Source organism: Pseudolysobacter antarcticus (assembly GCF_004168365.1).
In the GTDB taxonomy this organism is placed as follows: Bacteria; Pseudomonadota; Gammaproteobacteria; order Xanthomonadales; family Rhodanobacteraceae; genus Pseudolysobacter; species Pseudolysobacter antarcticus.
The window spans coordinates 1,741,562-1,767,231 of the sequence record NZ_CP035704.1 but is presented as its reverse complement, the minus strand read 5'-3'; the positions used below and the strand labels follow the sequence as shown (position 1 = coordinate 1,767,231).

Genomic DNA, 25,670 nt, shown 5'->3' with positions numbered 1-25,670 from the left:
CCTCTCAAATCCATACTCCACTCGACCGGTATCGCGCATGCTCAAGCAACTGCTCCGCACCAAACACCCGCTCGCGGTCAATCAAGAAGCCGGCGAGATCCAATTGCATCGCACCCTCGGGCCCTGGGGTCTGACTGCGATCGGCATCGGCGCGGTGATCGGTGGCGGCATCTTCGTGATTACCGGACAAGCCGCTGCCGAACATGCCGGACCGGCGGTGATGCTGTCGTTCGTGCTCGCGGCAATTTGTTGTTCGTTCTGCGCCTTGTGTTACGCAGAATTCGCAGCGATGGTGCCGGTCTCGGGCTCCGCGTACTCGTATACCTACGCAACGATGGGCGAAGGCGCGGCCTGGTTTATCGGCTGGATGCTGATTCTCGAATACGGCATATCCGCCTCCGCCGTCGCCACCAGTTGGACCGGTTATTTCGTCAGCTTGCTCGATCACATCGGCATACATTTACCCGCGGTATTGACCAATGCTCCGCTCGATGGACATCTGAACCCGACCGGCGCACTGGTGAATCTTCCTGCGGTCGGAATTGTGCTGGCGTTGACGGCCCTTTGTTACGTCGGCATCCGCGAATCAGCAACGATCAACACCGTGATGGTCGCGCTAAAAATCTGCCTGATCATCTTGGTCATTTTCGCCGGGTGGCAGTACGTCGACACACATTTGTGGACACCGTTCATCCCCGCGAACGTGGCACCAGGCAAATTTGGCTGGGACGGCGTTCTGCGCGGCGCGTCGATGGTGTTCTTTGCCTATATCGGCTTCGAAGCAACATCGGTGGCCGCTCAGGAGTCGGTGAATCCGAAACGCGATCTACCGATCGGCATGCTCGCCTCGCTCGCCATCTGCACCGTTCTGTATGTCGGCATGGCCGCCGTGTTGACGGGCCTGATGTCCTACACTCAACTTGGCACCGCCGAGCCAGTCGTGACTGCAGTGGTGAGCCATCCGGAGCTGTCGTGGCTGCGCTGGATCGTCGAAGTCGGAGCACTTATCGGCTTGTCATCCGTAATCCTGTGCATGTGCATCGGTCAGCCGCGCATCTTCATGATCATGGCGAATGACGGACTACTGCCAAAAGTGTTTACGCGGATCCATCCCAAATACCGCACGCCGCACATCAACACCGTCATCACCGGAGTTTGCATCGCGATCGTCGCGGGGATTTTCCCGCTTGATCTGCTTGGCGATCTGACGTCGGTAGGCACTCTCATCAGCTTTGCCTTCGTCTGCGCCGGCGTCTGGATTCTCAGAATTTATCAGCCTGACATCGCGCGCCCATTCCGCGTCCCGTTCGCGCCCTTGATCTGCACGCTCGGAATTGTCAGCTGCATTATTCTGCTGGGATATGCATTTGCGTATGGCGAAAATCTTGCGCTCATAACCGCGATATGGACGGCGATCGGTGTTGCGTTGTATTTCGCCTACGGTTATCGCAAGAGCAAGCTGCGGCTGGGCAACTAGCGCGACTCATCAATGCACTTTACCCTTGGCAAATATGCAGGGAGCGAACACGCCTTCTGAGGCCCTATTGGGGACTCGAATCAAATCGCGGCGAGTCGTTCCACTGTGTCCGGGTATCGCTCTACCAACTTGATCAAAAGCGATGCCTGGGCATTCGGCTTTGCCCGGCCCTGCTCCCAGTTTTCCAATGTGCGTACATTCGTGCGCAGATAAATTGCGAATAGCGGACGCGATATCTTCAGGCTTTTGCGCACACGAATCAGCTCCTTCGCCGTAATCGTGGGTGAAGCCTTTGCTTTTAAAGCATGCGTGCGCAGAGTGCGTTTACCTTCGCGACTGTCTGCCAACGCCGCCAAACCCTCGGTCAGCTCGGCGAATACATCACGCGAAATGGAAGAATCGATGCGGGATTTGGATACGGTTTTCATGCTGAATGCCTTGCCTTGAGTTCGCTCTTGATCATGTCTTTCAGAGTCTTGCGCTGACTGGCTGTCAAATCCGCTATTTCGTCCTTATCGAGCAAAGTAAACAACCAGAATTGCAGGCCGGATTCCCACCAATAATAAATAACGCGCAGCCCGCCGCGCTTGCCTTTGCCGCGGCGCTGATCGGCAAACCGCAGCTTGCGCAGACCGCCAGCACCTTCAATGATGTCGCCCGCTTGCGGATCGTCCATCAATATTTTCTGCAACTGCCGAAATTCGATGTCGCCAAGATAGTCAGGCCGGTATCGCTCGAAAGCAGGCAACTCAACGAACAAGGCTTTCATGCATCGATTATACGCAAGCTGCGTACCTACGCAATTTGCGCATTTTGGAAGAAACGGTCACACGAAATGCGCAAGACCTCAAGAAGTCGCGATGCAACGTTGTTCAAGCCGTATTTGCGCAATCGCGCATGGCAACGAACGCCAATCTTGTTATTCCGATGAGTCAGATACGGGCGCAGCTCGATTCGATTCGTTTTCTTCAGACGTCAGCGGCAACAACATTTCGGGCTGAGATTTCTCCAGCAAATCCGCCGGCAAACTCTTGCTGGCCTTGGCGCCGAGTTTGCGCAGCTCCTCGACACGCCGCACCAGATTGCCCTTGCCCTCGCTGAGCTTGGAAGTCGCGTCAACGAGGCTACGTTGCGCGCTGTCGAGTCCGTTGCGAACCTTGCCGAGATCCTCGACAAAGCCCGTGAACTTGTCATATAGCGCGCCGGCCTTGTTGGCGATTTCCAGCGCATTGCGATTGCGATCGTCGAAGCGCCACAGGCTGTTGACCGTGCGCAAGGTCACGAGCAAGGTCGACGTGCTGACGATCAGCACGTGTTTTTCCACCGCTGTCTGATAGAGCGTGTCGTCGTTGCGCATCGCCTCGATATAAGCGGCTTCGACTGGCACGAACATCAATACAAAATCCAGACTGTTCATGCCCGGCAAATCGTTGTATTTGCGCGCTGCCAGATCATTGACATGGCCACGCATCGATTGGCAATGCGCGCGAATCTGCAGCGCGCGCTCGGCATCATCGCTGGCCGCGCAAAAACGTTCGTAAGCGGTCAGCGACACTTTCGCATCGATGATCAGATCGCGTTTTTCGGGCAGCCGCACGATCACGTCTGGGCGCGATCGACCACCGAAATCATCCTCCAGCGTTACCTGCGTTTCGTATTCGATACCTTTCTGCAAGCCGGAAGATTCGAGCAAGCGTTCGAGGATCAATTCGCCCCACGCGCCCTGGGTTTTGCTCTCGCCCTTCAACGCCTTGGTGAGGTTGATCGCGTCTTCGCTGATGCGCAGATTGAGTTTTTGCAAGGTGCCGATTTCATGCTGAAGCACCGCGCGATCGGCGTTTTCCTTGGTATGCGTTTCGGTCACGGTCTTGCGGAAATCCGTGATCTGTTCGCGCAACGGCGTCAACAACTGCCCTAGTTGTAGCGAGTTTTGCTCGGTAAACTTTTTGCTTTTGTCTTCGAGAATATCGTTGGCGAGCGATTTGAAACTCGCGCTCATCTGCTCGCGCGCGGTATCGAGTAACGCGAGCTTGTCTTGCATTGCCGCGGTCTGTTCTTCGAGTCGTGTGGCGAGCGTGGTGGCGCGTTGCTCACTGTTTTCGTGTAACTGGCGCATGCGCGCGAGTTCATCCCGCGCACTCTGCAATTCCTGATTCAGCTGCGGCAGTCGTTCGAGACGCGCCTTCAGCGTTGCACGCTCATCGATCAGCGTGCGCACCGCTATTTCATCCTGCTCGGTGATGCGCTGCAATTTTTCGCGCTCGGCGCTTAGCAAGGATTGCGCGGTGCGCAATCCATCGCGTTCGGTTTCTAGCTGCGCGATTTCGGCATCGCGCGCCGCGCCGCCTTCCGTACGCGCTTGCGCCACGCGATACGACAAGCGCCACAGCAACAGACAACCCGCGAGCAACATGCCCACGAGTAGGCCCAGTAAAAATCCGCTGAGCGGAGTCAGCTCCAGCAGCGCACTCATGACACGAGAAAAAGAATAATCATGTCGCTACTTTCACGGCAAGATGCACATCGGTCAAGCACGGATCATCTTGCAGCATCACTGCTTGCGGCAAATACGGGAGCTCGCTCGCATTTGCCGCAAGCGACAAAACCGATCAGGCTTTTTTCGCGTTGAAACCGCTGCACCAACCCTTGCTCGAAACCGCCTTGCCTGGAAACAACTGGCACGGCGCAAACGCATCGCCCGCCTTGCCCTGAAAAAACTGGCAGCCGGCGCAATTCAATCCGGGTTTGTAGGCGGGAAATTTCGCCGCGTCGGCCTTGCTCGCATCTTCCTTGTAGCCGAGCGCGGTGGCGGTGCCGTCGGATTCCGTGAGGTGCGGCAAATCATCGGCATACGCATCGCGCTGAGCGAGAATACCGAGCAACGGCGCGCTGGCGGCACCGATCGCCGCGAGTTGCAGAAAACGGCGCCGGGTGGCGTTCGGGCTTGAGTTCGACATTGGAAACCTCCATCGTACTTGGCTGTGGGATTGGTGTTGTGTTCCGGGCGGGCATTATACGGTTGCTTGTGTCGGTGAAATGTCGCGAGGCCGTACTCCGAACCCGCTATCGAATACGCTATAGTCATGTGCGAATGCAACACGTCTTGAAGTGAGCAATGGTTTGAAAAATTACGATGCGCGACAACTGGCGCACGCGGCGCTGCAGATCGCCGATGCAGGCCGCGACCTCGCCGTACGCGGCTGGACGCCCGCGACCAGCAGCAATTTTTCGGTGCGGCTGGACGATGCCCACGCGGCGATTACGATTTCCGGTCGCGACAAAGGCAATCTCGGCGCCGACGATGTGATGGTTGTGGATCTGCATGGCAAGGCCGTCGATACCGACGCGCGGCCGTCGGCGGAAACGCTGCTACACACGCAGATTTATGCGCGCTACGCCGATGCCGGCGCGGTGCTGCACACGCACTCGCACAACCAGACCGTGGCTTCGCGGCTGTGGGCCAAGGCCGGTGCAATTCGCTTCGAAGGCTGGGAATTGCTCAAGGCAATCAGCGGCACGCCCACGCATGAAACCGTGATTATATTGCCGGTTTTTCCGAACACGCAGGACATGCCGGCGCTGGTCAAGCAGGTCGATGCCTACATCGATAGCGGCACTCCGCTGCACGGCTATCTGATCGACGGCCACGGCATCTACACATGGGGACGCGACATGGCGGAAACGCGCCGCCATCTCGAAGCATTCGAATTTCTGCTCGCGTGCGAGCTGGACCTGAGGAGACTAAACCGATGAGCCGATTGCGCATCTATCACGACAATAGCGGCGATACGCCGATCCTGAGCACCGAGGATCACGCCGCCATGGCGCGCGAACTCGCGCACATCAACGTGCGTTTCGAGCGTTGGCAGGCGAGCGAGCCGGTGCGTCCGGGCGACAGCCAGGAAAAAGTCATCGCCGCATATCGTGCTGATATCGAACGCTTGCAGCGTGACCACGGTTATCAGGCGGTGGATGTGATCAGCCTGAATCCGGATCACCCGGATCGCGTCGCATTGCGCCAGAAGTTTCTCAACGAACATACGCATTCGGAAGACGAGGTGCGGTTTTTCGTTGCCGGCCAAGGCCAGTTTACCTTGCATGTCGCCGGCAAGGTTTACGAAATCCTGTGCATGCAAGGCGACCTGATCGGCGTGCCCGATGGCACACCGCACTGGTTCGACATGAGTGAGGCGCCCTACTTCATCGCGATCCGCCTGTTCACCAACAAGGAAGGCTGGGTGGCCAACTTCACCGGCAGCGATATTGCCGAACGTTTCCCGCGTTTGCCGGTGAACACAACGCAGGCCGCCTGAACATGTCGTATCTGCAGGAATCACTCGCGCCCGACGAACACATCGTCGCCATTTTTAGTTTGCACTGGACCGCCAAAGGCTGGCTGATCCTGTGGATCGTGCTGACCATCCCGACGATCGGTATCGCACTGATCGGCGTGATCTATGAATACCTGCGTCTGCGTGCGATCGAACAAGGCGTGACCAATCGCCGCGTGGTACGCAAGCGCGGTTTTGTCAGCCGCGAAACCGAAGAGCTGCGGCTCGCCTCAATCGAGACCATCGACCTGCATCAAAGCGGCTGGGGACGCTTGCTCGGCTTCGGCGATATCCGCATTACCGGGCGCGGCGAAAGCAGCATGTTGATTGCACGCATCAGCGATCCGCTCGGTGCCAAACGCGCGATCGAAGGCGCCTACACCATCACCGAGAATGCGCCGCCAGCGCGCTAGCATTGCGCAAAAAATTGTAGCGGTTTCGTGACATCGCCACTACATCGATTCGTGGTTGAATACGGCATCGTTAGTTCAGGATTTTTCAGGCTGATTCAGCCATCAAAGGAGGCCACCGTGATTACCACCATCCTCACCGACATCGAAGGCACCACCAGCTCGATCAGCTTCGTCAAGGATGTGCTGTTTCCGTACGCGCGTGAGCGGCTGCCGGCATTCATCGTCACTCATGCCGACACGCCCGAAGTGCAGCATTGGCTGCACGATGCGGCGAAAGAAGCCGGGCTGATATCCGCGACCCAGCAGGAAATGATCGCGCTGCTGCAGCGCTGGATCGATGAAGATCGCAAATCCACCGCGCTGAAAGCGCTGCAAGGCATGATCTGGCAGGCCGGTTATGCCGCTGGCGATTATCGTGCGCATGTCTACCCCGACGCGGTGCGCGCGCTGCGCGAATGGCACGCGCAAGGCATCAAACTTTATGTCTATTCATCGGGCTCGATCCAGGCGCAGGAATTGTTTTTCGGCAACAGCGAAGCCGGCGATTTGCGTCATGTGTTTTCAGGATTTTTCGACACCACCAGCGGGCCGAAACGCGATGCTGAGTCGTATCGAAATATCCTGCGTGTAATCGATGTGCCGGCGGATCAGGTTTTGTTCTTGTCCGATATCGTCGAAGAACTCGATGCTGCGCGAACTGCCGGCTTCGCTACGATACTGCTAGCGCGCCCGCCAATGATTTGCAGCGCGCCCGAGATCGGCGGCCATCGCTGTATCGAGAGCTTTGAAAAAATTTCGCTCACCTGATCCCCACCTATTCATGTCGATTTTATTGCGCGCTTTGTATTCCGGATTTCTCGTCGATGTGTTCCTGCGCCCGTTGCGCCGCCCTTACCTGCAAGGGCCGGGATTGTTTTTCGCCCTGCTCGCCGTCGCCACGCTGGCGAACATCGGCTTCAACTGGCTGATCACGCCGCTACCAAATGTTTTCGACTTGAGCGGCGCGTTGGCGATGGCGATGGAAGCGTTGCTGATTCTGCTCTCGGCGTATGCGATGTCGATGCTCGTGAGGCGCCGCGAACTGGTGTGGGATCTTTCCGCGTTGCTCATGGCCGCGGCGATCATGTACCAGATTCTGCTGCAGACGCCGGCGCAGGAATGGATTGAACCGTGGTTGGAACGTCATGAGCCAGCGCTGATCCAGCCGCTGTTCTGGTTGTTGCATGCGTGGTGGTTTGTGATCCTGCTGCGCCTTGCCGCGCGTCTGCATGCGCCGTCAACGTGGCGCTGGATCGCGGCTGGCGTGCTGGTGTTTTGCATCACGTTTGTGCCGTGGAGTTTTCTGCCGAAACCAGCGTTCTGGAATCAGGACAGCGTCGATGCCGGCGGCATAACCGCAGACGCGCAGTTTTCAGATGCCACGCCGGATAACAATGCCGGCACCGATATCAATCCGGATGCGCAACCGGATTTCGATGCCGAATCGGTGATGTACGACCAGCCGCACCAGATGCAGAACGCGATCGGCAAACTCGTGCCACACATCTCCGGCAAGACCAATCTCTACCTGATCGGCTTTGCCGGCGACAGCGAAGAAAATGTATTTCGCAACGAAGTGGAATTTGTCGAACAACAATTCATACGACGCTTCGATGCGGCCGGACATACCTTGCTGCTGGAAAACAATGTCGCGACCCTAGCGGACCGACCCATCGCGAGCCTGACCAATCTTGATATCGCGCTCGACGCGGTCGCGAAAAAGATGAATCGCGACGAAGACATATTGCTGCTTTTCCTCACCAGCCACGGCAGCGAGGATCATCAGCTTTATGTCGATATGGATCCGCTGCCGCTGAATCAGATCGCGCCGGAAGATCTAGCCGAATCGCTAAACAAGACCCCGATCCGCTGGAAAGTGATCGTGATCTCGGCGTGTTATTCAGGCGGCTTTATCGACGCGCTGAAAAATTCTACGACGATGATCATCACTGCTGCACGCGAAGACCGTACCTCATTCGGGTGCGGCACCGATTCCGACATCACCTGGTTCAGCAAGGCATTTTTCGCCGACGCGCTAAATCAGACCGACGACTTCGCCGCAGCATTTGCCAACGCCACCCAACACATCACCGAGTGGGAAACCCGCGACCACGAAAAACCCTCGTACCCGCAAATCGTCAGCACGTCGTTGATCGAAGAAAAACTCAAACAGTGGCGCAACGGAATTCATCTCGGCGCGCCAGTCCGTTCGTTCCAGTCGCGCCCGCAAAAACCAGCGCCGATCCGGGCAAAGAGAGTACGGGCACTCTCTCGGTGTCCGTTGATACTTTTGGGCCTGCCCAACGTTGAGAATTACCGGGACAAACCAGCAAGCATAGACTGAGGCCCCAAACTAGGACTCGCCACGCGACTACGTAGTTCGGCAATCGCTCGGTGTTTTCTTGCTGCGCTGAATTTCATAGATATCATCCACTAAATATGATGGCCAAGGTGAGATAAACGCCCCTCTGGGTACTCTATGACTCTGAGAGTAAGGGTGTGCTTGGATAACCAATCTAATAGTAGCTACATCTAAACGCAGCGGCTTCAGGTCAGCGAGCGATACCATCTGGTGGTACTGGCAGACACAACACTGCGTAACCTAAAGCCTGTCAAATGTCCCACATGGCTATACGATACCCTCTGTTTGTTTTTTTGCTGTGGTGGCCGCCTAAGGACGAGCGCTGCAAAAATAATCGTTATGTTCGCTTGCCAACAAGTCAGCTATGGGCCTCAAGTGAATCCAAATGAACTACACTGATGCTATTAACGTTTGGATCTTATGCTCTCAGAGGAATTGAACATCATGAAAGTAGAAGGGATAGAAGTATGCTCATTTAAACGGATTGAAAAGATCGATTTTGTAACTCCGCGTTTGACTGTACTCATCGGAGGTAACAACTCAGGGAAATCCTCGCTTCTGCAGGGAATCCACTTCGCCATTACCGTGCTTCAGTCCGCGCGACTATCCAGCGACGGTGGAAAATCGATGACGACGCTGGGGTTTGACCAATTCATCTATAAACCGACAGGAGACCTAGTTCAGCTCAACTTTAACGCAGCCATTACGTCAAAGGTAGGCCCAGAATTCAAATTCACATACAAGGACGCAGCTAGTGACGAATTGCGGACTTTCAAGCTACAGCTTCGACGTGGTAAGAATGCGAATATCGCCATTCTTTTCGACGCTAAAAGTACGTTCTTTACACGCGCCGCCAATCGGACTGAGCCGCTGTCGGTGTTTGTCCCCGGCCTTGCGGGTGTTCCGCTTCGCGAAGAGTTAAGAACTGCCTCGGTTGTTGCAAATGGGATCGCACAAGGTGACTCCAACGTTTACCTCCGTAACATCCTCTACCATATTTTGCAAAATTCAGCCAAACTGACCAAATTTCATGAAATGATTGCGTCTGTATTTCCCGGGTTGAGGATATCAACAACATTCAATCCAGAAATGCATTTGTACATTGATATCAGCGTGGAAACTGACGCGCGTACAAGTGCGCTTGAGATGGTGGGAACAGGATGCCTTCAGGCAATTCAGCTCGTGGCCTATGTGACGGCTTACGATCCAGATCTGCTTTTGCTCGACGAGCCCGACGCCCATCTCCATCCCTCGAATCAACGCCTTCTGGCATCAACCTTGCAGAGAATTACGGAGCTTGGGCGCACCAAGGTCATTCTCGCTACTCACAGCCGCCACATGTTCGATGCGCTGGCGCGCGACGATGAAGTTCAAGTCATTTGGCTCAAAGATGGCCAACGACAACCTGAAGGGGACAAGCGGAACCTTTCGGTCTTATTGGACTTGGGAGCCCTCGACAGTTTCGAGCTATTTCATGCGGGTCAACAGCGACTTGTTGTTCTTACGGAAGATACGAAGCTATCCAAGCTTCAGGTCTTACTGCAGGCTAATGGGCTAAAGCTAAGCGAATATCTCGTTCAGCCTCTCAATGGAGTCAGCAATCTGCCAGCTGCAGTGCCCGTGGCAGATTTCTTCGTCAGTCAAGCGGACAACACGTTCGTGGTCATTCATCGGGATGGGGACTGCATGACCGACGAGGAAAAGACTTGGTGGATCGAAAAAGAGTCAAAAATGCTACCCCCAAGGACGCGTATTTTCGTCACCCAGCTTACCGATATCGAGCATTCCTTTTGCAAACCCGCTCACCTCGCTGCGGTTTATTCGATGACTCTCGACTTCGCAGAAAATCTTGTCGAGGATGCCATTGTCGCCAATGCCTCTCAATTTACAATCGAGTTTGCAAATAAGCGAGCTCAGCTAAAACAAACGACGCTTCGATTAATGAAAGACGTGCCGTCCGCGGTAGATTTAATGGGAAAACGAATTAAATTTGATCAAGTCAAGGGAAAAAGCCTCCTACCTAAGATCCTCGACTCATTAAAACTTGCTGGCGAGAATCCCATGCGACTCATAGAGACGGGCTCTGACGCTTTGAAGGCGGCTGCATTGACTCAGGTCGTAATCGATATAAACCATGTTCCGGTACCTCCTTCGCCTGACGCCATCTCGAGCGCAATGGAATTCCCCGCAAAATAAAACACTTCACAGCACTGGACGCCGAAGCCCGGTTGAAGGCATCGAATGTATCGGATCTTGCTAACGTCAGGGGTCAGGACTTGTGGTGCCATATTCGTCGAGGACGGGATAGTCTGATAGGGTCGCGTTCCAAAGCGGCGTTTTCGACTTTTGACATTCAGAGGTTTTGTATACACTACAAAAATCGAGCATGCGGCTGCGTTTCCATAAAGCGCGGTCAAGTTCTGGTTGGTTTCTTCAGCATGCCAGTAGCGAGCGTTGCACTAGCAAATTCGCGGGCATATGGATAACCCCGATCAGAGCGTCAGCCGCGCTGCTATAGATTTTAGATAAATCCTGTTTGACAGCTGAAAAATATTCGCCGAACAAAATCCACGACTTCAGAGAAAGGCAAAACCTTCTATCTGCCACAATCTTGTCGTGGAAAGCACCGAGAGAATTAATGCGACCCGGCAAGCATGCAGCGCATGCGCGGCTGCGAATACGCGTACTCTCGACGGACTAATCAATTCGACTACTCGCACTATCGATGCAACCGTATTTTTGTCTATGCACCATGTGGTTTTAGTCTCACGTAATTGCCAACGGCTAACTGCCAAACGCTTTTCTACTCAAACCCATAACAAAACAAAATATCGTCCATTGCATCAGGTTCGTTGGTCAACACAAATCCGGTCTGCAATGTTCCCGCCGTCGCCTTGACGGCATAACTGCATTTCGTTGAGTTCGCCGTAAACGACGTCAATGCAATACCGGATGCATTCGTCGCCACTGTGATCGTCGTCGTTGTATTGACGAAGTGACCGCTGGCGCCGCTGCTCGGTGCCGTGAACGTCACATTGACTCCCGACAGCGGCCCATTGCTCGCATCTTTCACGGTCACCCCGAGGGCGAAACCGAACGCGGAATTGATTAGCGTCGATTGCGGTGTCGTGCCCGTATTCGCCGTCATCGATTGCGCAAGCGCGCTATTGGTCAACGAGAAATTCACCGCCGTCAGACCGGTAGCTGCCGCGGTGACGATGTAGGCCCCGCCCACTACCGCGTTCGCCGTGAATGCTGCCGAGGCGATGCCGGAGGCATTGGTTGCAATAGTAATAGTCGTTGTCGAATTGCTGAACAGGCCGCTCGCGCCACTGGAGGGGGCCGTGAACGTGACAAAGACCCCCGACACAGGACTATTGCCTGAATCTTTTACCGTCACCGCAAGCGGATGGGCGAATGACGTATTGACTGTCGTGCTTTGCGGTGTGGTGCTGGCGTTCGCCGTCATGGACGATGCGAGAGAGTTATTGGTCAGCGAGAAATTGACGTTCGTCAGCCCGGTTGCTGCTGCCGTGACGATGTAGGCCCCGCCCACTACCGCGTTCGCCGTGAATGGTGCGGAGGCGATGCCGGATGCATTCGTTGCAATTGTGATAATCGTTGTCGAATTGCTGAACAAGCCACTCGCTCCGCTAGCGGGCGCCGTAAACGTGACATTGATACCCGACACAGGACTGTTGCCTGAATCTTTTACCGTCACCGCCAGTGGATGGGCGAATGGCGTATTGATCGTCGCGCTTTGCGGCGTGGTGCTGGCATTCGCCGTCATGGACGATGCGAGAGAGTTATTGGTCAGCGAAAAATTGACGTTCGTGAGCCCGGTAGCTGACGCGGTGACGATGTAGGCCCCACCCACCACCGCGTTCGCCGTGAATGGTGCGGAAGCGATGCCGGATGCATTGGTCGCGATGGTAATCGTCGTTGTCGAATTGCTGAACAGACCACTCGCTCCGCTAGCGGGTGCCGTGAACGTGACATTGATCCCCGACACAGGACTATTGCCTGAATCTTTTACCGTCACCGCCAGTGGATGGGCGAATGACGTATTGATCGTCGCGCTTTGCGGTGTGGTGCTGGCGTTCGCGACCATCGAGGTCGGCGTGCCGCCAGCGCATGGACTGACTGCCACCAGCGTCAGAATCGTTGTCGCGATGAACCGCAGTATCAGCCTTGTCATGCACCACTCCCGGGCGAGGCGAAAGATGATATGCAAGCGGATCGCATCTCTCCGTTGCACGCGCTTAGAAATGATCGTACGCCGCCGCCAGCAAAATTGCGCGACTGGCTGCTATTGCGGTCGACGTCGGCGATAGCGAACTTTGCCCGTTCGATCTGGGCGACCGAGGCTCGTTACGCCCCACACCTGACGATATTCATTTCATCATTGCTGCACAATTACGTTGTTTGTTGGCGCCTCGGTAGGTGCTAGACGAAGGGTTACTTTGCCTCATTTTCGACGCCCGGTACGCCATGGCGCATCGCATGGTCGCGTGATACCTGCTCCGCAAGCGCTCGGTAAATTGGCGTCTTGCAAAACAGTGTGGAAAAAGTGCGCCCGAGCACACAAGCGGCCATGATCGGCAAGACGAAATCGTGGTTGTCAGTCAGCTCCATCGAGATCACGGCCGAAGTCAGCGGTGCCTGCGTTACTCCAGCCAGATACGCGGCCATTCCGAGCAGGATCACGGCCGTTGGGTCAGTGTGCGGCAGCAATGGCGCGAGATTGGCACCTAACCCCGCGCCTACCGCCAGCGCGGGCGAAAAGATGCCGCCGGGAATACCAGCGGCTGATGAAACAACGTTTGCCAGCCACTTGTCGACACCGAACCAGGCGGTTATTGCATGGCTACCCGAGATGATTTCGCGCGCCTGCGCATAACCTGTGCCGAACACCGAGCCGTGACTGGCCAAGCCAAGCAGCGCAAGGACAAGGCCGCAAACCGCAGCAAAACCGATGGGACTCACGCGGCGGAAGCGCCCGAGAATTCCGGGAAGATTTGATGCGATGGACAGTATGGTGCGAGCGAATAATCCACCGGCAAGTCCGCCGACAATGCCGGTGACCAGCACCGCGATCCAGCTTTCCCCGAGTGGCAAGGATATGGTCATTTTCCCGAAGTAGGCATAGTCGCCGACCAAGCCCAGCGACACCACACCGCCAATCATGACTGCGGTGAGCAACGCCCCGCTGAAACGGTGCTCGAATGCACCTGCCAACTCTTCGATCGCAAACATGACGCCGGCCAGCGGAGTGTTGAAAGCAGCGGCAATACCCGCGGCGCCTCCCGCAAGCGCGAACCGCGAGATGGATTGAGCATCGCGGAAACCGAATCGTTGCGCGAGCCACACCATCAGCCCAGCGCCAACATGCACGGTCGGGCCTTCGCGACCGATCGATGCACCGACGAGCATCGCAAACAACGTCAGCACGAGTTTCCCTGCGGCGATCGGCAGCGCCAGCAGGCGCTCACGAAAGGGCGCATCGACCTCTGGGTTTACTGCGGCGATGACTTGCGGAATACCACTGCCACGCGTGGCCCGAAGCGCGCCCTCGGTTAGCCAGGCAAGGATTGCGAAGCCCAGCGGCGTGACCAGCAACGGCCAATAACGAGAATTCGCGAGCAGCCGCTCGAACAACTGGTAACACAGGTCGCCGCCTTTGGCGAAGATGATCGCTGCCAGTGCCACGGCAATCGCTCCGCTCCACAACGCTGCACGGCGCTTCCAGTGCTGCGTCGAAAGCAATGCGTGATGATCGTCGATCGGCAGATTGGCGCGATTTTCCATGCTTGATACTCGTAGCGCAGCGGCGCTGCAGCATGCAATTGGTTTGCAGGAATGCCCGGCCGTTGATGACGACGGGTACCAGGACAACTAGCCGACGATCAGAGCCTCGAATGCTGCGCGCGGCCCGATTCGCATGACGGAAACCATGATATCACCCAAGCGATTGTGGAAAAAAACCTCGCGCAACTTTGGGATCACCTATTGCAAATACTCTTGACGTATCGATCATCTAACGCAGCCGCAGATTACTGGCCTTTTCCAGCAGCGCCTTGATGTTGTCGCGCCAACGCAGCGCGGCCGGCGGTTCGGGCGGCGGGCCTTGATTGGCCACCGCTACTGGCCTGCGCACATTGGCATCGGTGGCATAACGCATCGCCTCGATCGCGAACCCGTCCCAGCGCAGAAAATGAATCACTGGAACCAGTACCCACGGACTGTTGCCGGGCGGTTCGCCGTAAGGTGTCCACAGCACCGCGCCAGCGAGCGCCAGTGCGCTATCTCGCGCGCGACCACGCAATCGGAACGCCATGCCCGGCAGCATGTAAAACAGGAAAGGCGTGTTGGCGATCTCGACCGCAGGTTTGTTGTACAGCACGGTGGCCTTGGCCTCGTACTGCCGCTGCATGAAGCTGCTGATTGTGTCGTAACGCGTGCGCGCATTAGCCATCGATATTCCCTCAAGCGGCCATGAGCACATCCTACACGGGATTTCCGCCATAACGGAATGACTCGTGTAGGTTGTGCTCGCGAATAGGAATCAAGCGATACGTAAGTGATGCTGCTACCACCGGCGATCAATCGAACCGATTTCCGCATAATCTGACGCATCGTCATGGCGCTGCGACGTGGCGGTTTCTGTTCGTCTGAGAACCACCCGGCCCGTGCCACAACGGGCCATTCGGCATGCCAGCAAGTGTTCAAGTATTATCTCATCAGATTGGATGGGGCGTTGTCGTCACGCCAGTAAATGCCACTGAAGCTAACATCGTAAAAATCGAATCGAAACCCATGCTGTCGATTTGATTTTCCACCCTCTGAAAAACTCGAATCGGCGAAATCCAAAATATGCGTTGGTATTTCTGGTTAGCGTTATTGATACCGCTAACCCTGCTGTTATGGATCTTCATTTGCCTGGCGGGCGTTCTTCCACAGTCGACTACCGAACAATGGGCGGCACTGGCGGTGCTGAAACAGCACGGCCCGGATCCCAATGACGATAGCAACGCCTATCCCAGTCTATGGTTGATTCAATACGACATTCCTTTGAGTGAACGCCGTGGCATCACGCAGAAGGATGTCGAGCGCGCCAATGGACTTGTCAGCAGCGAAGAATCACTGAAGAATCTTCGGCCTTCCGTTGCCGCCAATCTGACCGCGGAGTCTGTCACGACCGCCGACCTGGAAATTTTGTGTAGTCGAAAAGAAAGCTCTTGTCTCGCCAAGATTCGCAAGGCACCCGAAGCGGTTCGCAAGATCATCGACAGCCACGCGGGGCTGTTGCAGCGCACCCGCGAGCTCGCCAGATTCAGCCAGATTCGTGATCCGCTTCCGAAAAGCTTCGAGTCTCCGTTGCCGTCCACAGGAAGCGCCGAACTGGTGCTAAGCAATGCAGCAATGCAGTTCATCGACGGTGATACTCGCGCTGGATTCAGCGAAGTATGTGAGTTCGCCAATACCTGGCGCCGTCTGCGAGCGCATACCGACATGTTGATTTCCGATCTGATCGGAATTTCTCGCGTCACCGAATCCGCACGCGTGTTTTCGCAGATGCTGAACGAGGTACCGAGCAATTATATTTTGCCGGAAACCTGTGCATCAACCTTCACGCCTTTGCTCGACGATGAGTTTGATCAATGCGATGAAATGCGTAACGAGTTCAAATCCATCGAAACCGTTTTCAGCGATGAACATGATTCCTTTGGCAGTCATCCACCCAAAGTCTCGGCGCCCGTTATCGAAAGACTCATGATGAATCGCGAACATGCACGCCTGATCGCCACAGTTCATTACGCCCGCCTGTGCAACATGGAGCATAAACGCAAGGTTTCCGCGAGAGCGCCCGAGCCACCTTTTTCGCCACCACATTGCAGCTACGCAGAGTGGCCGTTCGATATGGTGGGATGTTACTTGGTGGAAAATTCGTTCGACTACAGCGATTACTACACTCGGATTCTGGACCTCGATGCAAATTTGCGCGGCGTATCAACGGCGTTATGGCTACGTCAGCAAACCGGCGATCGAAAGACAGCCTTTTCCGCTCGGCCCGAAACACTGAGGGATCAACATCATGAAATGGAACTCACTCCCGACGGCATGAGTATTCGCGTGCTGCACCTTGCCACCAAGGGCACCTATGTCGGCTGGTGGGAGATACCACTGCCTCCCACAAAAAAATAATGCACGTTGCGCTAACACCAAGCGTTTGATACTGCTTTTGACGATCGCTCGTCGCAATGCCGGATACGCCCACTCGCAGCACTTCGAGAACAACAGCCATGACCACAGAAACCGATGTAGCTGACGCCATCATCGATCGAATCCGCATCACTGCGGATGTCAAGGAAAAAGTAGTGATCGCGGGTTTGATCCGCACGCCATTCAAAAGTCCGGGCGGTGAGCAGTCGTGCTCGACCTGCATTTATTTCCATCCGCGCCATGAGCATTGCGGACTGCCCGAACTCGACTTTCCGGTCGACCCGGATTGGTGGTGTCGGCTTTGGCGGCTTTGATCAGCCCGTATCCGACTAGACCGATGCGGGCTTGATCAAACGACAGCGTCGCACACGGCTCTGTGCGGTGGCGCCATCGCACACATTAAAACCGTGCTGCGCGCCTTTGGCTGCAAAACGCACGCTGTGCTCGAAGTAGCCGATCCTGCCGGCGATGACATGCAAGGTCAGATCGGTTTGTGTCGCATTTTGCGGATTGATACTGCTCAGCACATGTTGGCCCGGCGCGAGAGTCAGGCGTAAAAATGTCTTGCCGCGAGTCTGTCCCACGCGCTCACCATTCAGGCGGATATCGAAACCGATCAGCGTTGCGTAAAACGCATCGCGAAAAATATATACCACTGCATTCTGCGAATCCGGCAGAAACAGTTTTGCTTGTTGTTCTTCAGCTGTCGTGGTGCCGCTCGCCCCGTTATTGCCGCGCATTTGATGGCTCACGAACAAGCTCAGGCCGCCGATGAAAGCGCTGATCAGTGCAATCTGCGCCAGCGGCATGCCGGGATTGCCATTGCCGTGTTTGACGACAAATGCGTTGAGCATGCCGAGCAACAAGCCGGCGATGCAGGCAATGATTACGGCTCTGAAAATCGAACTCATCGGAAGATTTGGCATTGCGATTTCCTTGGTTTTCCCGGAGGTAAAATTGCGCGAATCATTGCATTAGCGTGCTGGCCAACGGATCGGGTTCCAGCCTGGAGGAACCGGAACCCGATCCGGGTCGACATCATTCGACCTGCTCGTTTTTAATTGTCATTGCTGGGCGATGCGCGGCACTGTCAGCCGGTCTGGGCAGGCTTCGACAGGCCGCGTCGCTTTTGCACGTCGGTGTTTTTATTTGTCGTGATCCGCATTCGTGGCGCGTGTGCGCATGCCCTTCCCTGCCAATGCGATCAGCAATCCGCACAAGGCCAGCAAACCCCATTGATTCAGGCTCGGCACCGGCGTCGCTACAACCGCTGTTGGATTGATCGCACTCGGGCCGCCGGCATCGACGATGCTGCCGTTGACCAGCAGATCATCGTCACCCAACGCGCCGTCGGTGATGTTGAACGTGGCAACGTGGCCGGACATCGTCAGAGTATTGGCAGCGCCAAGCGTGTACCAATGCGCCGCGGCCTGGCCCGGGGTCGGGCCGTATTTCCAGTATTGCGCCGCGGGCTGGAATGCGGTCGGAAACGTCACCGTAATCGTGATCGCGCCAGTGCAATTGGTGGTGCTGAACTGGAACAATCCGTCCGGGAAATTCACGCCCGCCGGCAACGGGCTGGATGGCGCGACGAAGGCCGCATTGCCGAATGAACACGTCGCACCGCCGCCCGAAAGTACAGCCGTCGCCGTACCACTATTCGTCGATGTCATGCCACTGAAACTCGTGACCACCGGACACGCGAGCGTGGTGAACGACAGGTCGTTGCCGAATACCGTGCCACCGTTGCCGTTGTTCGCATCGATGCGGAAGTGATACGTCGTGTTGCAAGTGAGGCCGCTCAGCGGCGCGGTCAGTGGCAGGTTGATCGCGTTGGCGTTCGCCAAACCCGCCGTTTGCGTGGCGCCATACGCCGTGGTCAGTCCGTATTCGAAACTCACCGTGGTCACGGCGCCATTCGCCGTGACATTGCCATTCAACGTCGCCGCGGTCATGGCCAGACCGCTCGCTGCGGCGGTGGTCGCGGTGGGTGCGGCGGCACACGCCAACGTGCTGAACGACAGATCGTTGCCGAGTGTGGTGCCGGCGCTGTTGTTCGCAGTGATACGGAAGTGATACGTGCTGTTGCAAGTCAGTCCCGCGAGCGATGCCGCGATCGGTGTATTGCTGGAATTCGCAACCAAGGTTGCGACCGACAAAGTGCTGCCGTAAGCGCTGGTCAGACCGTAATCGAACGACACCGTGGTGACCGCGCCATTGGCGCTGACGTTGCCGTTCAACGTCACGCTGACCATCGCCTGCGCGGTGGCCGCCGCGGTGGTCACGGTAGGCACGGCAACTCCACAAGGCAAGGTGCTGAACGATAGATCGCTGCCGAGAATCGTGCCGCCCGTGCCGTTGTTCGCGGTGATGCGGAAGTGGTACGTGCTGGCGCAAGTCAACCCGCTCAACGCTGTTGATACCACCGCATTGCTGGCAGACGCGAGCAGCGATCCGGCGGGCAAGGTCGAGCCGTACGCCGTGGTCGGGCCATACTCGAAATTCACCGTGGTTGCCGCGCCGTTTGCGCTGACGGTTCCGTTCAAGCTGGCACCCGTGAGCGCCAATGCCGTAGCTGGGGTCGTGGTCACGGTCGGTGCCGCTGCAGCACACGGCGACGTGGTGAACGAGAGATCATTGCCCAGCGTCGTGCCGGCACTGTTGCTGGCGGTGATGCGGAAGTGATAAGTCGTGTTGCAAGTTAGCCCGCTCACCGGCGTATTCCACGGCGCGTTGATCGTGATGTCGGCCTGTGTTCCGAGCGCCATCGTCACGCCGTAGGCGGTCGTCAGGCCGTAGTCGAGCGACACCGCAGTAGTCGCACCATTCGATGTGACCGTGCCATTCAATGTGGCACCCACCAGCGAAATTGCAGTGGCAGCGGTCGTAGTCATGGTCGGTGCAGCAACGCCACACGCGAGCGTGGTGAACGACATGTCGCTGCCCAGAATCGTGCCGCCAGTGCCGTTGCTCGCCGTGATTCGATAGTGATACATCGTGGCGCAAGTCAAGCCACTCAACGACGTCGACACGGGAGCATTGCTGGCATTCGCGAGCAGCGATCCGGCAGCCAAGGTCGAGCCGTACGCAGTGGTCAGGCCGTATTCAAAACTCACCGTGGTTGCCGCGCCGTTTGCGCTGACAGTTCCGTTCAAGCTCGCGCCCGTGAGTGCCAATGCGGTAGCTGCGGTGGTCGTCGCGGCCGGCGCAGCGACACCGCATGCGAGCGTGCTGAACGACATATCGCTGCCGACGATCGTACCGCCGACGCCGTTGTTAGCGGTGATGCGGAAATGATAAGTCGTGTTGCAAGTGAGTCCGCTCAGTGGCATCGATACGACTGCATTGCTCGCATTCGCAAGCAGCGATCCAGCGGCCAAGCTCGATCCGTACGAAGTTGTCGGTCCGTATTCGAAACTCACCGTGGTCGCCGCGCCGTTTGCGCTGACGGTTCCGTTCAAGCTCGCACCCGTCATTGCGAGTGCGCTAGCTGCAGTGGTGGTGACGTCCGGTGCCGCGGCAGGAACGCTCACGACATTCGAAAACTCGGACGTATTATTGACGTTGCAAGCGGACAGGATTATCCCGAGGTCGCCGGCGAAACAGGTGAGGTTGTTTTTCCAGTCGCCAAGCATGCCCGGCTGATCGGTCAGCGGCGTGATGTCGGTCGCGGTCATCAATACATATGCGCCCGCGGCACTGGCGGCGATGGTCGCGGTGCAACGGCCCGCGCTGCATCCGGCACCGCTTGGCAAACCACTTGCGATCGTGGTGATTTGCTGTTCGCCGAGAAACGTCATGCTGGTCGCGGCATTATCGCTGGCCGCATCAATCTGGAAAAATTCCAGGCGGAATGTCGCCGGGCCATGGCTCTTGAACGTCCAGCTCAGGGTGGTATTTCCACCGCTCGATATGGGCGCTGAAAATCCACTGCACTCGTCCGGCTCACCGGGCAGACCGACGCAAATTATCGGCGCCGCCTGATCGAGGTTGGCGTAGTTCACGAGCTCGTCGTGCAACGCATCGGTTGCGTTTTCGTTGTGATCCAGATCAAGGCCGACACCGGCCAGTAGTTTTGCGTTTGAATAAATTCGATTGCGTTGCGCGAGATTGCTCCAGCCGAAACTATTATTGCCCAAGCGGATCTTCAAACCGTTGCGACCATTGCCGGCGATGGTGTTGAAATCAGTTGGCGCCGCACCACCGCCATTAGTCGAATTCGCCGAATCGATATGCACGCCATCGAAGCCATTGCCGAGCGCAAAGTTGCCGGCGAACGCGGAATGTATGCCGATCAGATTGCCTTGGATATTCGTCGCGGTGACACCGCTGCCGCCGACCACGATGCCGTGACGCGCGTTGCCGGCGATGATGTTACCGGTGCTTGTGCTGCCGCCAATGGTGTTGCCGCTGGCGGTGACGATGATGCCATCACCAACATTGCCGTAGGCTTTTGAAGCGAGCGGCGTGCCGATCGGAAACTCGGCCATGCCGATGGTGTTGCTGACAACCTTGACCGACTTGCTCGCGCCAGTGATGCGCACGCCGGCTTCGTCGTCGCTGAGAAAATCAGGATCAACGCTATTGCTGATGCCCTTGTTGTCGCTGATCAGATTGCTCGGCCCGATCAACAAGGCAAGCCCGGTCGGATTGTGATTGCTCAAGCTCGAATCCGGCAGCGTGTTGGTGCGAATGCCACTGAGTCCGTTGCCGATGTGTGCGCTCGCATCCGTGGCGGCGAGGCCGATGCGGTTGCCCATGATATAGCTCGGCATGAACACGGTGCCCGCTTCGACAAAAATTCCGTTGCCGGTATTGCCGCTGATCACATTGTCCGGGCCGATCAGATTGCCGAAGGTTGAGCCAACCAGATGCACACCGTCGCCGCCGTTCGCAATCGCGATATTGCCAGTCAGATCGGTACCGATCTTGTTGCCGGAAATCAGCACCGCCGCCATGTTCTGGCTATAGATTTCGATACCGTTCTTGGTGTTGCCGGAAATCACATTGCCGCTGATCACCACCGGCGTCAGCGATGCCAGCGCGGTCGCCAGATTGTTCGAGAATGCATTGATTTGCGATGCGTCGATCGGCTGCACCGGAAAGTTCGGATTGTTGTAAAGATTGAGCAGGAAATTCGAGCTGGTATCGGGATACACATGCGTCGACGACAGCGCAATGCCGTGTAAAACGTTCGGCTTCGCGATCAAGCCAGTTGCATCGACGCCGATGAAGTTACCGGCAAAAATGTAACTGTGGCCGTTCGCATTGATGCCGTTGCCACCGCAATTATTGATCACCATATTGGTGATGCTGGAGTTGGTCGCGCCATCGCTGTGGCCGAGCGCGACTGTGCCGGAATCGGTCAGGTCGAGACAGCCGTGGCCGTTGCCGTTGATCGTGGTGATGTGATTGCCGATCACGGTGAACGGCGCCATCATCGTCGGCAGTCCGCCGTTGATCACGGTGATCATCAACACGGTCGGCGAAAACGTGATTGTGTGCGAACCCGCACGCGTATTGCCGAGCATGATCGCCGCACGCAGGCTGCAATGGGCGGTGTTGCCCTGCTCCGCGCACGTCGTGGTATTCGCCGGATTCTGCACCGCATCGCTACCTACGTCGACCAGAAACGTATCGGCGAAAACCGGCTTGCCCAACAGGCAGATCAGCGACAACAGCAGCATACGAACAAACTGCCGCATACCAATCCGCAGCGGCGGCGCGATGGATACGGGTTCGATTGAAATCGACTTCATGATGAGTTTTCCGGATGTTGAATGGCGATAGGATGTTGTGCCGGCAAACATGCCGCTGACTGGCATGAGCAGGTGCCCATTACTCATTACGACATTCGGAAAAAAAGGGGACATGGCCGATTCAGGGCGCGGTATCGGCACGCAGCCCATGTTGCTGTTCGTATCGACGAACGGCAGAGTTCAGCAGAGTGAATTCAGGATTGGCGATTGCTGCGGCGGAATCAACGCATGAAAAACAGTCGCACACGACGACGCCCGCAGCTGCAGATCAATCCAGCACGTCGTGCAAAAACGCGCGCGCAAAACGCCAGTCACGATCAATCGTGCGACGCGTCAGCGCGAGCATTTCCGCGACTTGATCCAGCGTGAGTCCCGCGAAATAACGCAACTCGACCACACGCGCGGCGCGCGCATCGGTTTGCTCCAGGCGATGCAACGCGGCGTCCAGCGCCAGCGCCTGCTCCGCGCTATCGATCGCAATACGCTGATCGACGCCAGTCAAGGTCACGCGCAACCAGTCGCCACCCGCGCACTGGCGCAGGCGATCACGCGCGCGATCACTCAGCAGATGCCGCATCGCGCGTGCCGCATACGCGAAAAATTGCGATGGATGTTCGAAGCTGAGTTCGCGATGGGTATTGATGCGCAGATACAGCTCGTGCACGAGAGCGGTGGTGTTGAGCGTATTTTCGCCGCGACCATGCGCAATCTGCCGCCCGGCCATGGCTTTCAGACGCAGATAAACTTCGTCGAACAGCGTATCGACCGAGGCTTGCGCGGGCGCGGGGTCGGTCGAGGTTTGCGAGCTGGGCAAATCAGGATTCATCGTCTGCTCTCCATGACCGACTATACGGACTTCGGTCTTGCGCGCAAAATCCTTGGCGCGAATTTTATCGCGCTCAGCGCTGGTGGCGTTTTTGCAGCACCTGCAGCAGCGCATCCAGACCGAGTCCGCGCGCGCGCAACAGCACCAGCAAATGGAACGTCAGATCAGCCGCCTCGCCGAGCAATGCTTCATCATCCTGCACCACCGCCGCGAGTGCGGTTTCGACACCTTCCTCGCCGACTTTCTGCGCGATCCGGCGCACGCCGCTGGCGAACAGTTTGGTCGTATAGCTGGCGGCCGGACGCTCGCTCTCGCGCTGCGCGACGAGTGCATCAAGCTCGGCTAAAAAACTCAAACGCGGCGTCGCAACATCACCGAAACAACTCGCTGTGCCGGTGTGGCAGGTCGGGCCTTGCGGTAGCGCGTGCAGCAACAACGTGTCGTGGTCGCAATCGATGTGCGCGGATTGAAGCAACAGGAAATGCCCCGAGGTTTCGCCCTTGGTCCACAAACGTTGTTTGCTGCGACTGTAAAAAGTCACTTTTCCACTTTGCAGCGTTTCTTGCAGCGCAGTCCTATTCATGTAACCGAGCATCAGCACGCTGGCATTCAACGCATGCTGCACGATCACCGGCAACAGACCGTCGCCTTTGTTCCAGGCGAGCTTGTCGATGGCTTCGCTATCGAGGAACTTGTCTTTATCGATTGCATCGTTCATGGGCGCACCGCGATGTCGGCATCGGCAAGAAATTTTTTCAGCGTGTCGATCGGAATCGCGCCGGAATGGAACACGCTCGCGGCCAGAGCGCCGTCGACATCCGCCGCGACGAACACATCGCGAAAATGTTCGACCGCGCCCGCGCCACCCGAGGCAATCAGCGGCACATGGCACAAGCCACGCACGGCCTGCAGTTGCGGCAGATCGTAGCCTTCACGCACACCGTCGGCGCCCATGCAATTGAGCACGATTTCGCCGGCGCCGCGCTGTTGCACTTCGATCACCCAATCCAGCGTGCGGCGCGCGAGTTCGCGCATTTTTTCCGGATCGCCTGTGTATTGATTGATCCGATATTCGCCATCGACCAGACGACTGTCGATGCCGATCACGACACATTGCACGCCGAACGCATCGGCCAGTTCGTTGATCAGATCGGGGCGTTCCAGCGCTGGCGAATTCACCGAAATCTTGTCCGCGCCAGCATGCAGGATTTCGCGTGCATCGGCCACATTGCGAATGCCACCGGCCACACAAAATGGAATGTCGATCACACGCGCCACACGCTCGACCCAAGCCCGATCGACCCGTCGGTTTTCCGGGCTCGCGGTGATGTCGTAGAACACCAGCTCATCGGCGCCTTCATCGCGATAGCGCAAGGCAAGATCGACGATTTCGCCCATCACCACATGATCACGAAAACGCACGCCTTTGACGACCTTGCCGTCGCGCACATCGAGGCACGGGATGATGCGTCGGGTCAGCATGTCAGCGCCTCGCGCAAATCCAGTTTGCCTTCGAGCAGGCTGCGACCGAGGATCGCGCCGCTCACGCCGCTGCCACGCAAGGCCAACACATCAGCCAGATCACGCACGCCACCCGAAGCCTGCACCGCAAGTATCGGCGCAATGATTTGCAGATGCCGATACAGATCGAGATTCGGCCCGGACAACATGCCATCGCGCGCGATATCCGTGCATAACAAATGCCGCGCACCGTTGGCTGCATACAGCGGCGCGAGTTCGTCGAGTGTGGCGCTGGCGTTTTCGGTCCAGCCCGATACGGGCAATTCCCAGCGTCCATTATTCGCGCGCGTATCGAGCGCGATGCAGATTTTTTCCGGGCCGAAATGCGCGATCCATTCGAGCACACGCTGCGGCTCGCGTACCGCGACGCTGCCCAGCACGACGCGCGCAACACCGTGATCAAACAATCGCTGCACATCATCGATCGTACGCACGCCACCGCCGGCCTGTACCTGAAGTTTTCCGCTCGCAGCGATGGCGGCGATCACCGCGAGGTTGGCAAAACTGCCGTCGCGTGCCCCGTCGAGATCGACCATATGCAACCAGCGTGCGCCGGCTTGCGCGTAATTTTCTGCGAGCGCTTGTGGCGCGATATCGTAATTGGTTTCGCGCGCGTAATCGCCTTGGCGCAGGCGCACCACACCGCCGCCGCGCAGATCGATGGCGGGAATGACGACCATGGTTTCATTCGATAGAGATTCGTTTTGCATCAGCTCGCG

Annotated in this window: 22 protein-coding genes; 9 read left to right on the top strand and 13 right to left on the bottom strand. The window is 57.0% G+C overall.

The window, feature by feature from the left end; genetic code table 11:
• Window positions 1–37 precede the first annotated feature (37 nt).
• Window positions 38–1,477 (top strand): amino acid permease, encoded by a 1,440-nt coding sequence (locus ELE36_RS07435; protein ID WP_129832466.1) that lies wholly within the window; start codon window positions 38–40, stop codon window positions 1,475–1,477.
• A gap of 80 nt (window positions 1,478–1,557) precedes the next feature.
• Here ELE36_RS07435 and ELE36_RS07430 read toward each other — a convergent pair whose 3' ends face one another.
• The 4 genes from ELE36_RS07430 to ELE36_RS07415 all read right to left on the bottom strand — a co-directional run bounded on the left by ELE36_RS07430 (window position 1,558) and on the right by ELE36_RS07415 (window position 4,434).
• Window positions 1,558–1,905, bottom strand: coding sequence for a helix-turn-helix domain-containing protein (locus ELE36_RS07430; RefSeq protein ID WP_207215889.1), 348 nt, complete (start codon window positions 1,903–1,905; stop codon window positions 1,558–1,560).
• A complete protein-coding gene (locus ELE36_RS20700) occupies window positions 1,902–2,246 on the bottom strand; it encodes a toxin (RefSeq protein ID WP_129832465.1) in 345 nt (114 codons plus the stop codon). The genes ELE36_RS07430 and ELE36_RS20700 overlap by 4 nt, the downstream gene beginning before the upstream one ends.
• 150 nt (window positions 2,247–2,396) lie before the next feature.
• Window positions 2,397–3,950, bottom strand: a complete 1,554-nt coding sequence (locus tag ELE36_RS07420; protein ID WP_129832464.1) for a DNA recombination protein RmuC — start codon at window positions 3,948–3,950, stop codon at window positions 2,397–2,399.
• Between the two features lie 136 nt (window positions 3,951–4,086).
• Window positions 4,087–4,434: a high-potential iron-sulfur protein gene (locus tag ELE36_RS07415; RefSeq protein ID WP_129832463.1), complete on the bottom strand. Its 348-nt coding sequence runs from the start codon at window positions 4,432–4,434 to the stop codon at window positions 4,087–4,089.
• A gap of 151 nt (window positions 4,435–4,585) precedes the next feature.
• Between ELE36_RS07415 and ELE36_RS07410 the strand changes: the two genes are divergently transcribed.
• From ELE36_RS07410 to ELE36_RS07385, 6 genes are all read left to right on the top strand, one after another.
• Window positions 4,586–5,230, top strand: a complete 645-nt coding sequence (locus ELE36_RS07410; protein ID WP_425480899.1) for a methylthioribulose 1-phosphate dehydratase — start codon at window positions 4,586–4,588, stop codon at window positions 5,228–5,230.
• A complete protein-coding gene (locus tag ELE36_RS07405) occupies window positions 5,227–5,790 on the top strand; it encodes a 1,2-dihydroxy-3-keto-5-methylthiopentene dioxygenase (RefSeq protein ID WP_129832461.1) in 564 nt (187 codons plus the stop codon). Before ELE36_RS07410 ends, ELE36_RS07405 begins: the two co-directional genes overlap by 4 nt.
• 2 nt (window positions 5,791–5,792) lie before the next feature.
• Window positions 5,793–6,221, top strand: coding sequence for a PH domain-containing protein (locus ELE36_RS07400; protein WP_129832460.1), 429 nt, complete (start codon window positions 5,793–5,795; stop codon window positions 6,219–6,221).
• A 117-nt stretch (window positions 6,222–6,338) separates the two neighbouring features.
• Window positions 6,339–7,028 (top strand): acireductone synthase, encoded by a 690-nt coding sequence (gene mtnC / locus ELE36_RS07395; protein ID WP_129832459.1) that lies wholly within the window; start codon window positions 6,339–6,341, stop codon window positions 7,026–7,028.
• Between the two features lie 13 nt (window positions 7,029–7,041).
• Entirely contained in the window at window positions 7,042–8,604 is a 1,563-nt protein-coding gene (locus ELE36_RS20695; RefSeq protein ID WP_242512383.1) for a C13 family peptidase, read from the top strand.
• Window positions 8,605–9,066: 462 nt separating this feature from the next.
• On the top strand, window positions 9,067–10,818 hold the full coding sequence (locus tag ELE36_RS07385; RefSeq protein WP_165371526.1) for an AAA family ATPase: 1,752 nt from the start codon (window positions 9,067–9,069) through the stop codon (window positions 10,816–10,818).
• Window positions 10,819–11,425: 607 nt separating this feature from the next.
• Here the strand turns inward: ELE36_RS07385 and ELE36_RS07380 are convergent.
• The 3 genes from ELE36_RS07380 to ELE36_RS07370 all read right to left on the bottom strand — a co-directional run bounded on the left by ELE36_RS07380 (window position 11,426) and on the right by ELE36_RS07370 (window position 15,097).
• Entirely contained in the window at window positions 11,426–12,820 is a 1,395-nt protein-coding gene (locus ELE36_RS07380) for an Ig-like domain-containing protein (RefSeq protein ID WP_129832457.1), read from the bottom strand.
• A 260-nt stretch (window positions 12,821–13,080) separates the two neighbouring features.
• Complete coding sequence (locus tag ELE36_RS07375) at window positions 13,081–14,430, bottom strand: chloride channel protein (protein WP_129832456.1); 1,350 nt, start codon at window positions 14,428–14,430, stop codon at window positions 13,081–13,083.
• 229 nt (window positions 14,431–14,659) lie between these two features.
• On the bottom strand, window positions 14,660–15,097 hold the full coding sequence (locus ELE36_RS07370) for a hypothetical protein (protein ID WP_129832455.1): 438 nt from the start codon (window positions 15,095–15,097) through the stop codon (window positions 14,660–14,662).
• A gap of 398 nt (window positions 15,098–15,495) precedes the next feature.
• Between ELE36_RS07370 and ELE36_RS07365 the strand changes: the two genes are divergently transcribed.
• Both ELE36_RS07365 and ELE36_RS07360 read left to right on the top strand, forming a co-directional pair.
• Entirely contained in the window at window positions 15,496–16,827 is a 1,332-nt protein-coding gene (locus ELE36_RS07365) for a hypothetical protein (RefSeq protein WP_129832454.1), read from the top strand.
• A gap of 98 nt (window positions 16,828–16,925) precedes the next feature.
• Window positions 16,926–17,159, top strand: coding sequence for a hypothetical protein (locus ELE36_RS07360; protein ID WP_129832453.1), 234 nt, complete (start codon window positions 16,926–16,928; stop codon window positions 17,157–17,159).
• A 15-nt stretch (window positions 17,160–17,174) separates the two neighbouring features.
• Here ELE36_RS07360 and ELE36_RS07355 read toward each other — a convergent pair whose 3' ends face one another.
• From ELE36_RS07355 to hisA, 6 genes are all read right to left on the bottom strand, one after another.
• Window positions 17,175–17,771, bottom strand: coding sequence for a DUF2846 domain-containing protein (locus tag ELE36_RS07355; RefSeq protein ID WP_129832452.1), 597 nt, complete (start codon window positions 17,769–17,771; stop codon window positions 17,175–17,177).
• Between the two features lie 219 nt (window positions 17,772–17,990).
• Window positions 17,991–22,604: a beta strand repeat-containing protein gene (locus tag ELE36_RS07350; RefSeq protein WP_129832451.1), complete on the bottom strand. Its 4,614-nt coding sequence runs from the start codon at window positions 22,602–22,604 to the stop codon at window positions 17,991–17,993.
• A gap of 268 nt (window positions 22,605–22,872) precedes the next feature.
• Window positions 22,873–23,430, bottom strand: coding sequence for an ECF-type sigma factor (locus tag ELE36_RS07345; protein WP_165371525.1), 558 nt, complete (start codon window positions 23,428–23,430; stop codon window positions 22,873–22,875).
• 73 nt (window positions 23,431–23,503) lie between these two features.
• Window positions 23,504–24,136 (bottom strand): bifunctional phosphoribosyl-AMP cyclohydrolase/phosphoribosyl-ATP diphosphatase HisIE, encoded by a 633-nt coding sequence (gene hisIE / locus ELE36_RS07340; RefSeq protein ID WP_425480909.1) that lies wholly within the window; start codon window positions 24,134–24,136, stop codon window positions 23,504–23,506.
• Window positions 24,137–24,144: 8 nt separating this feature from the next.
• On the bottom strand, window positions 24,145–24,912 hold the full coding sequence (hisF, locus tag ELE36_RS07335; RefSeq protein WP_129832448.1) for an imidazole glycerol phosphate synthase subunit HisF: 768 nt from the start codon (window positions 24,910–24,912) through the stop codon (window positions 24,145–24,147).
• A complete protein-coding gene (gene hisA, locus ELE36_RS07330; RefSeq protein WP_242512382.1) occupies window positions 24,906–25,661 on the bottom strand; it encodes a 1-(5-phosphoribosyl)-5-[(5-phosphoribosylamino)methylideneamino]imidazole-4-carboxamide isomerase in 756 nt (251 codons plus the stop codon). The genes hisF and hisA overlap by 7 nt, the downstream gene beginning before the upstream one ends.
• Between the last annotated feature and the right edge of the window lie 9 nt (window positions 25,662–25,670).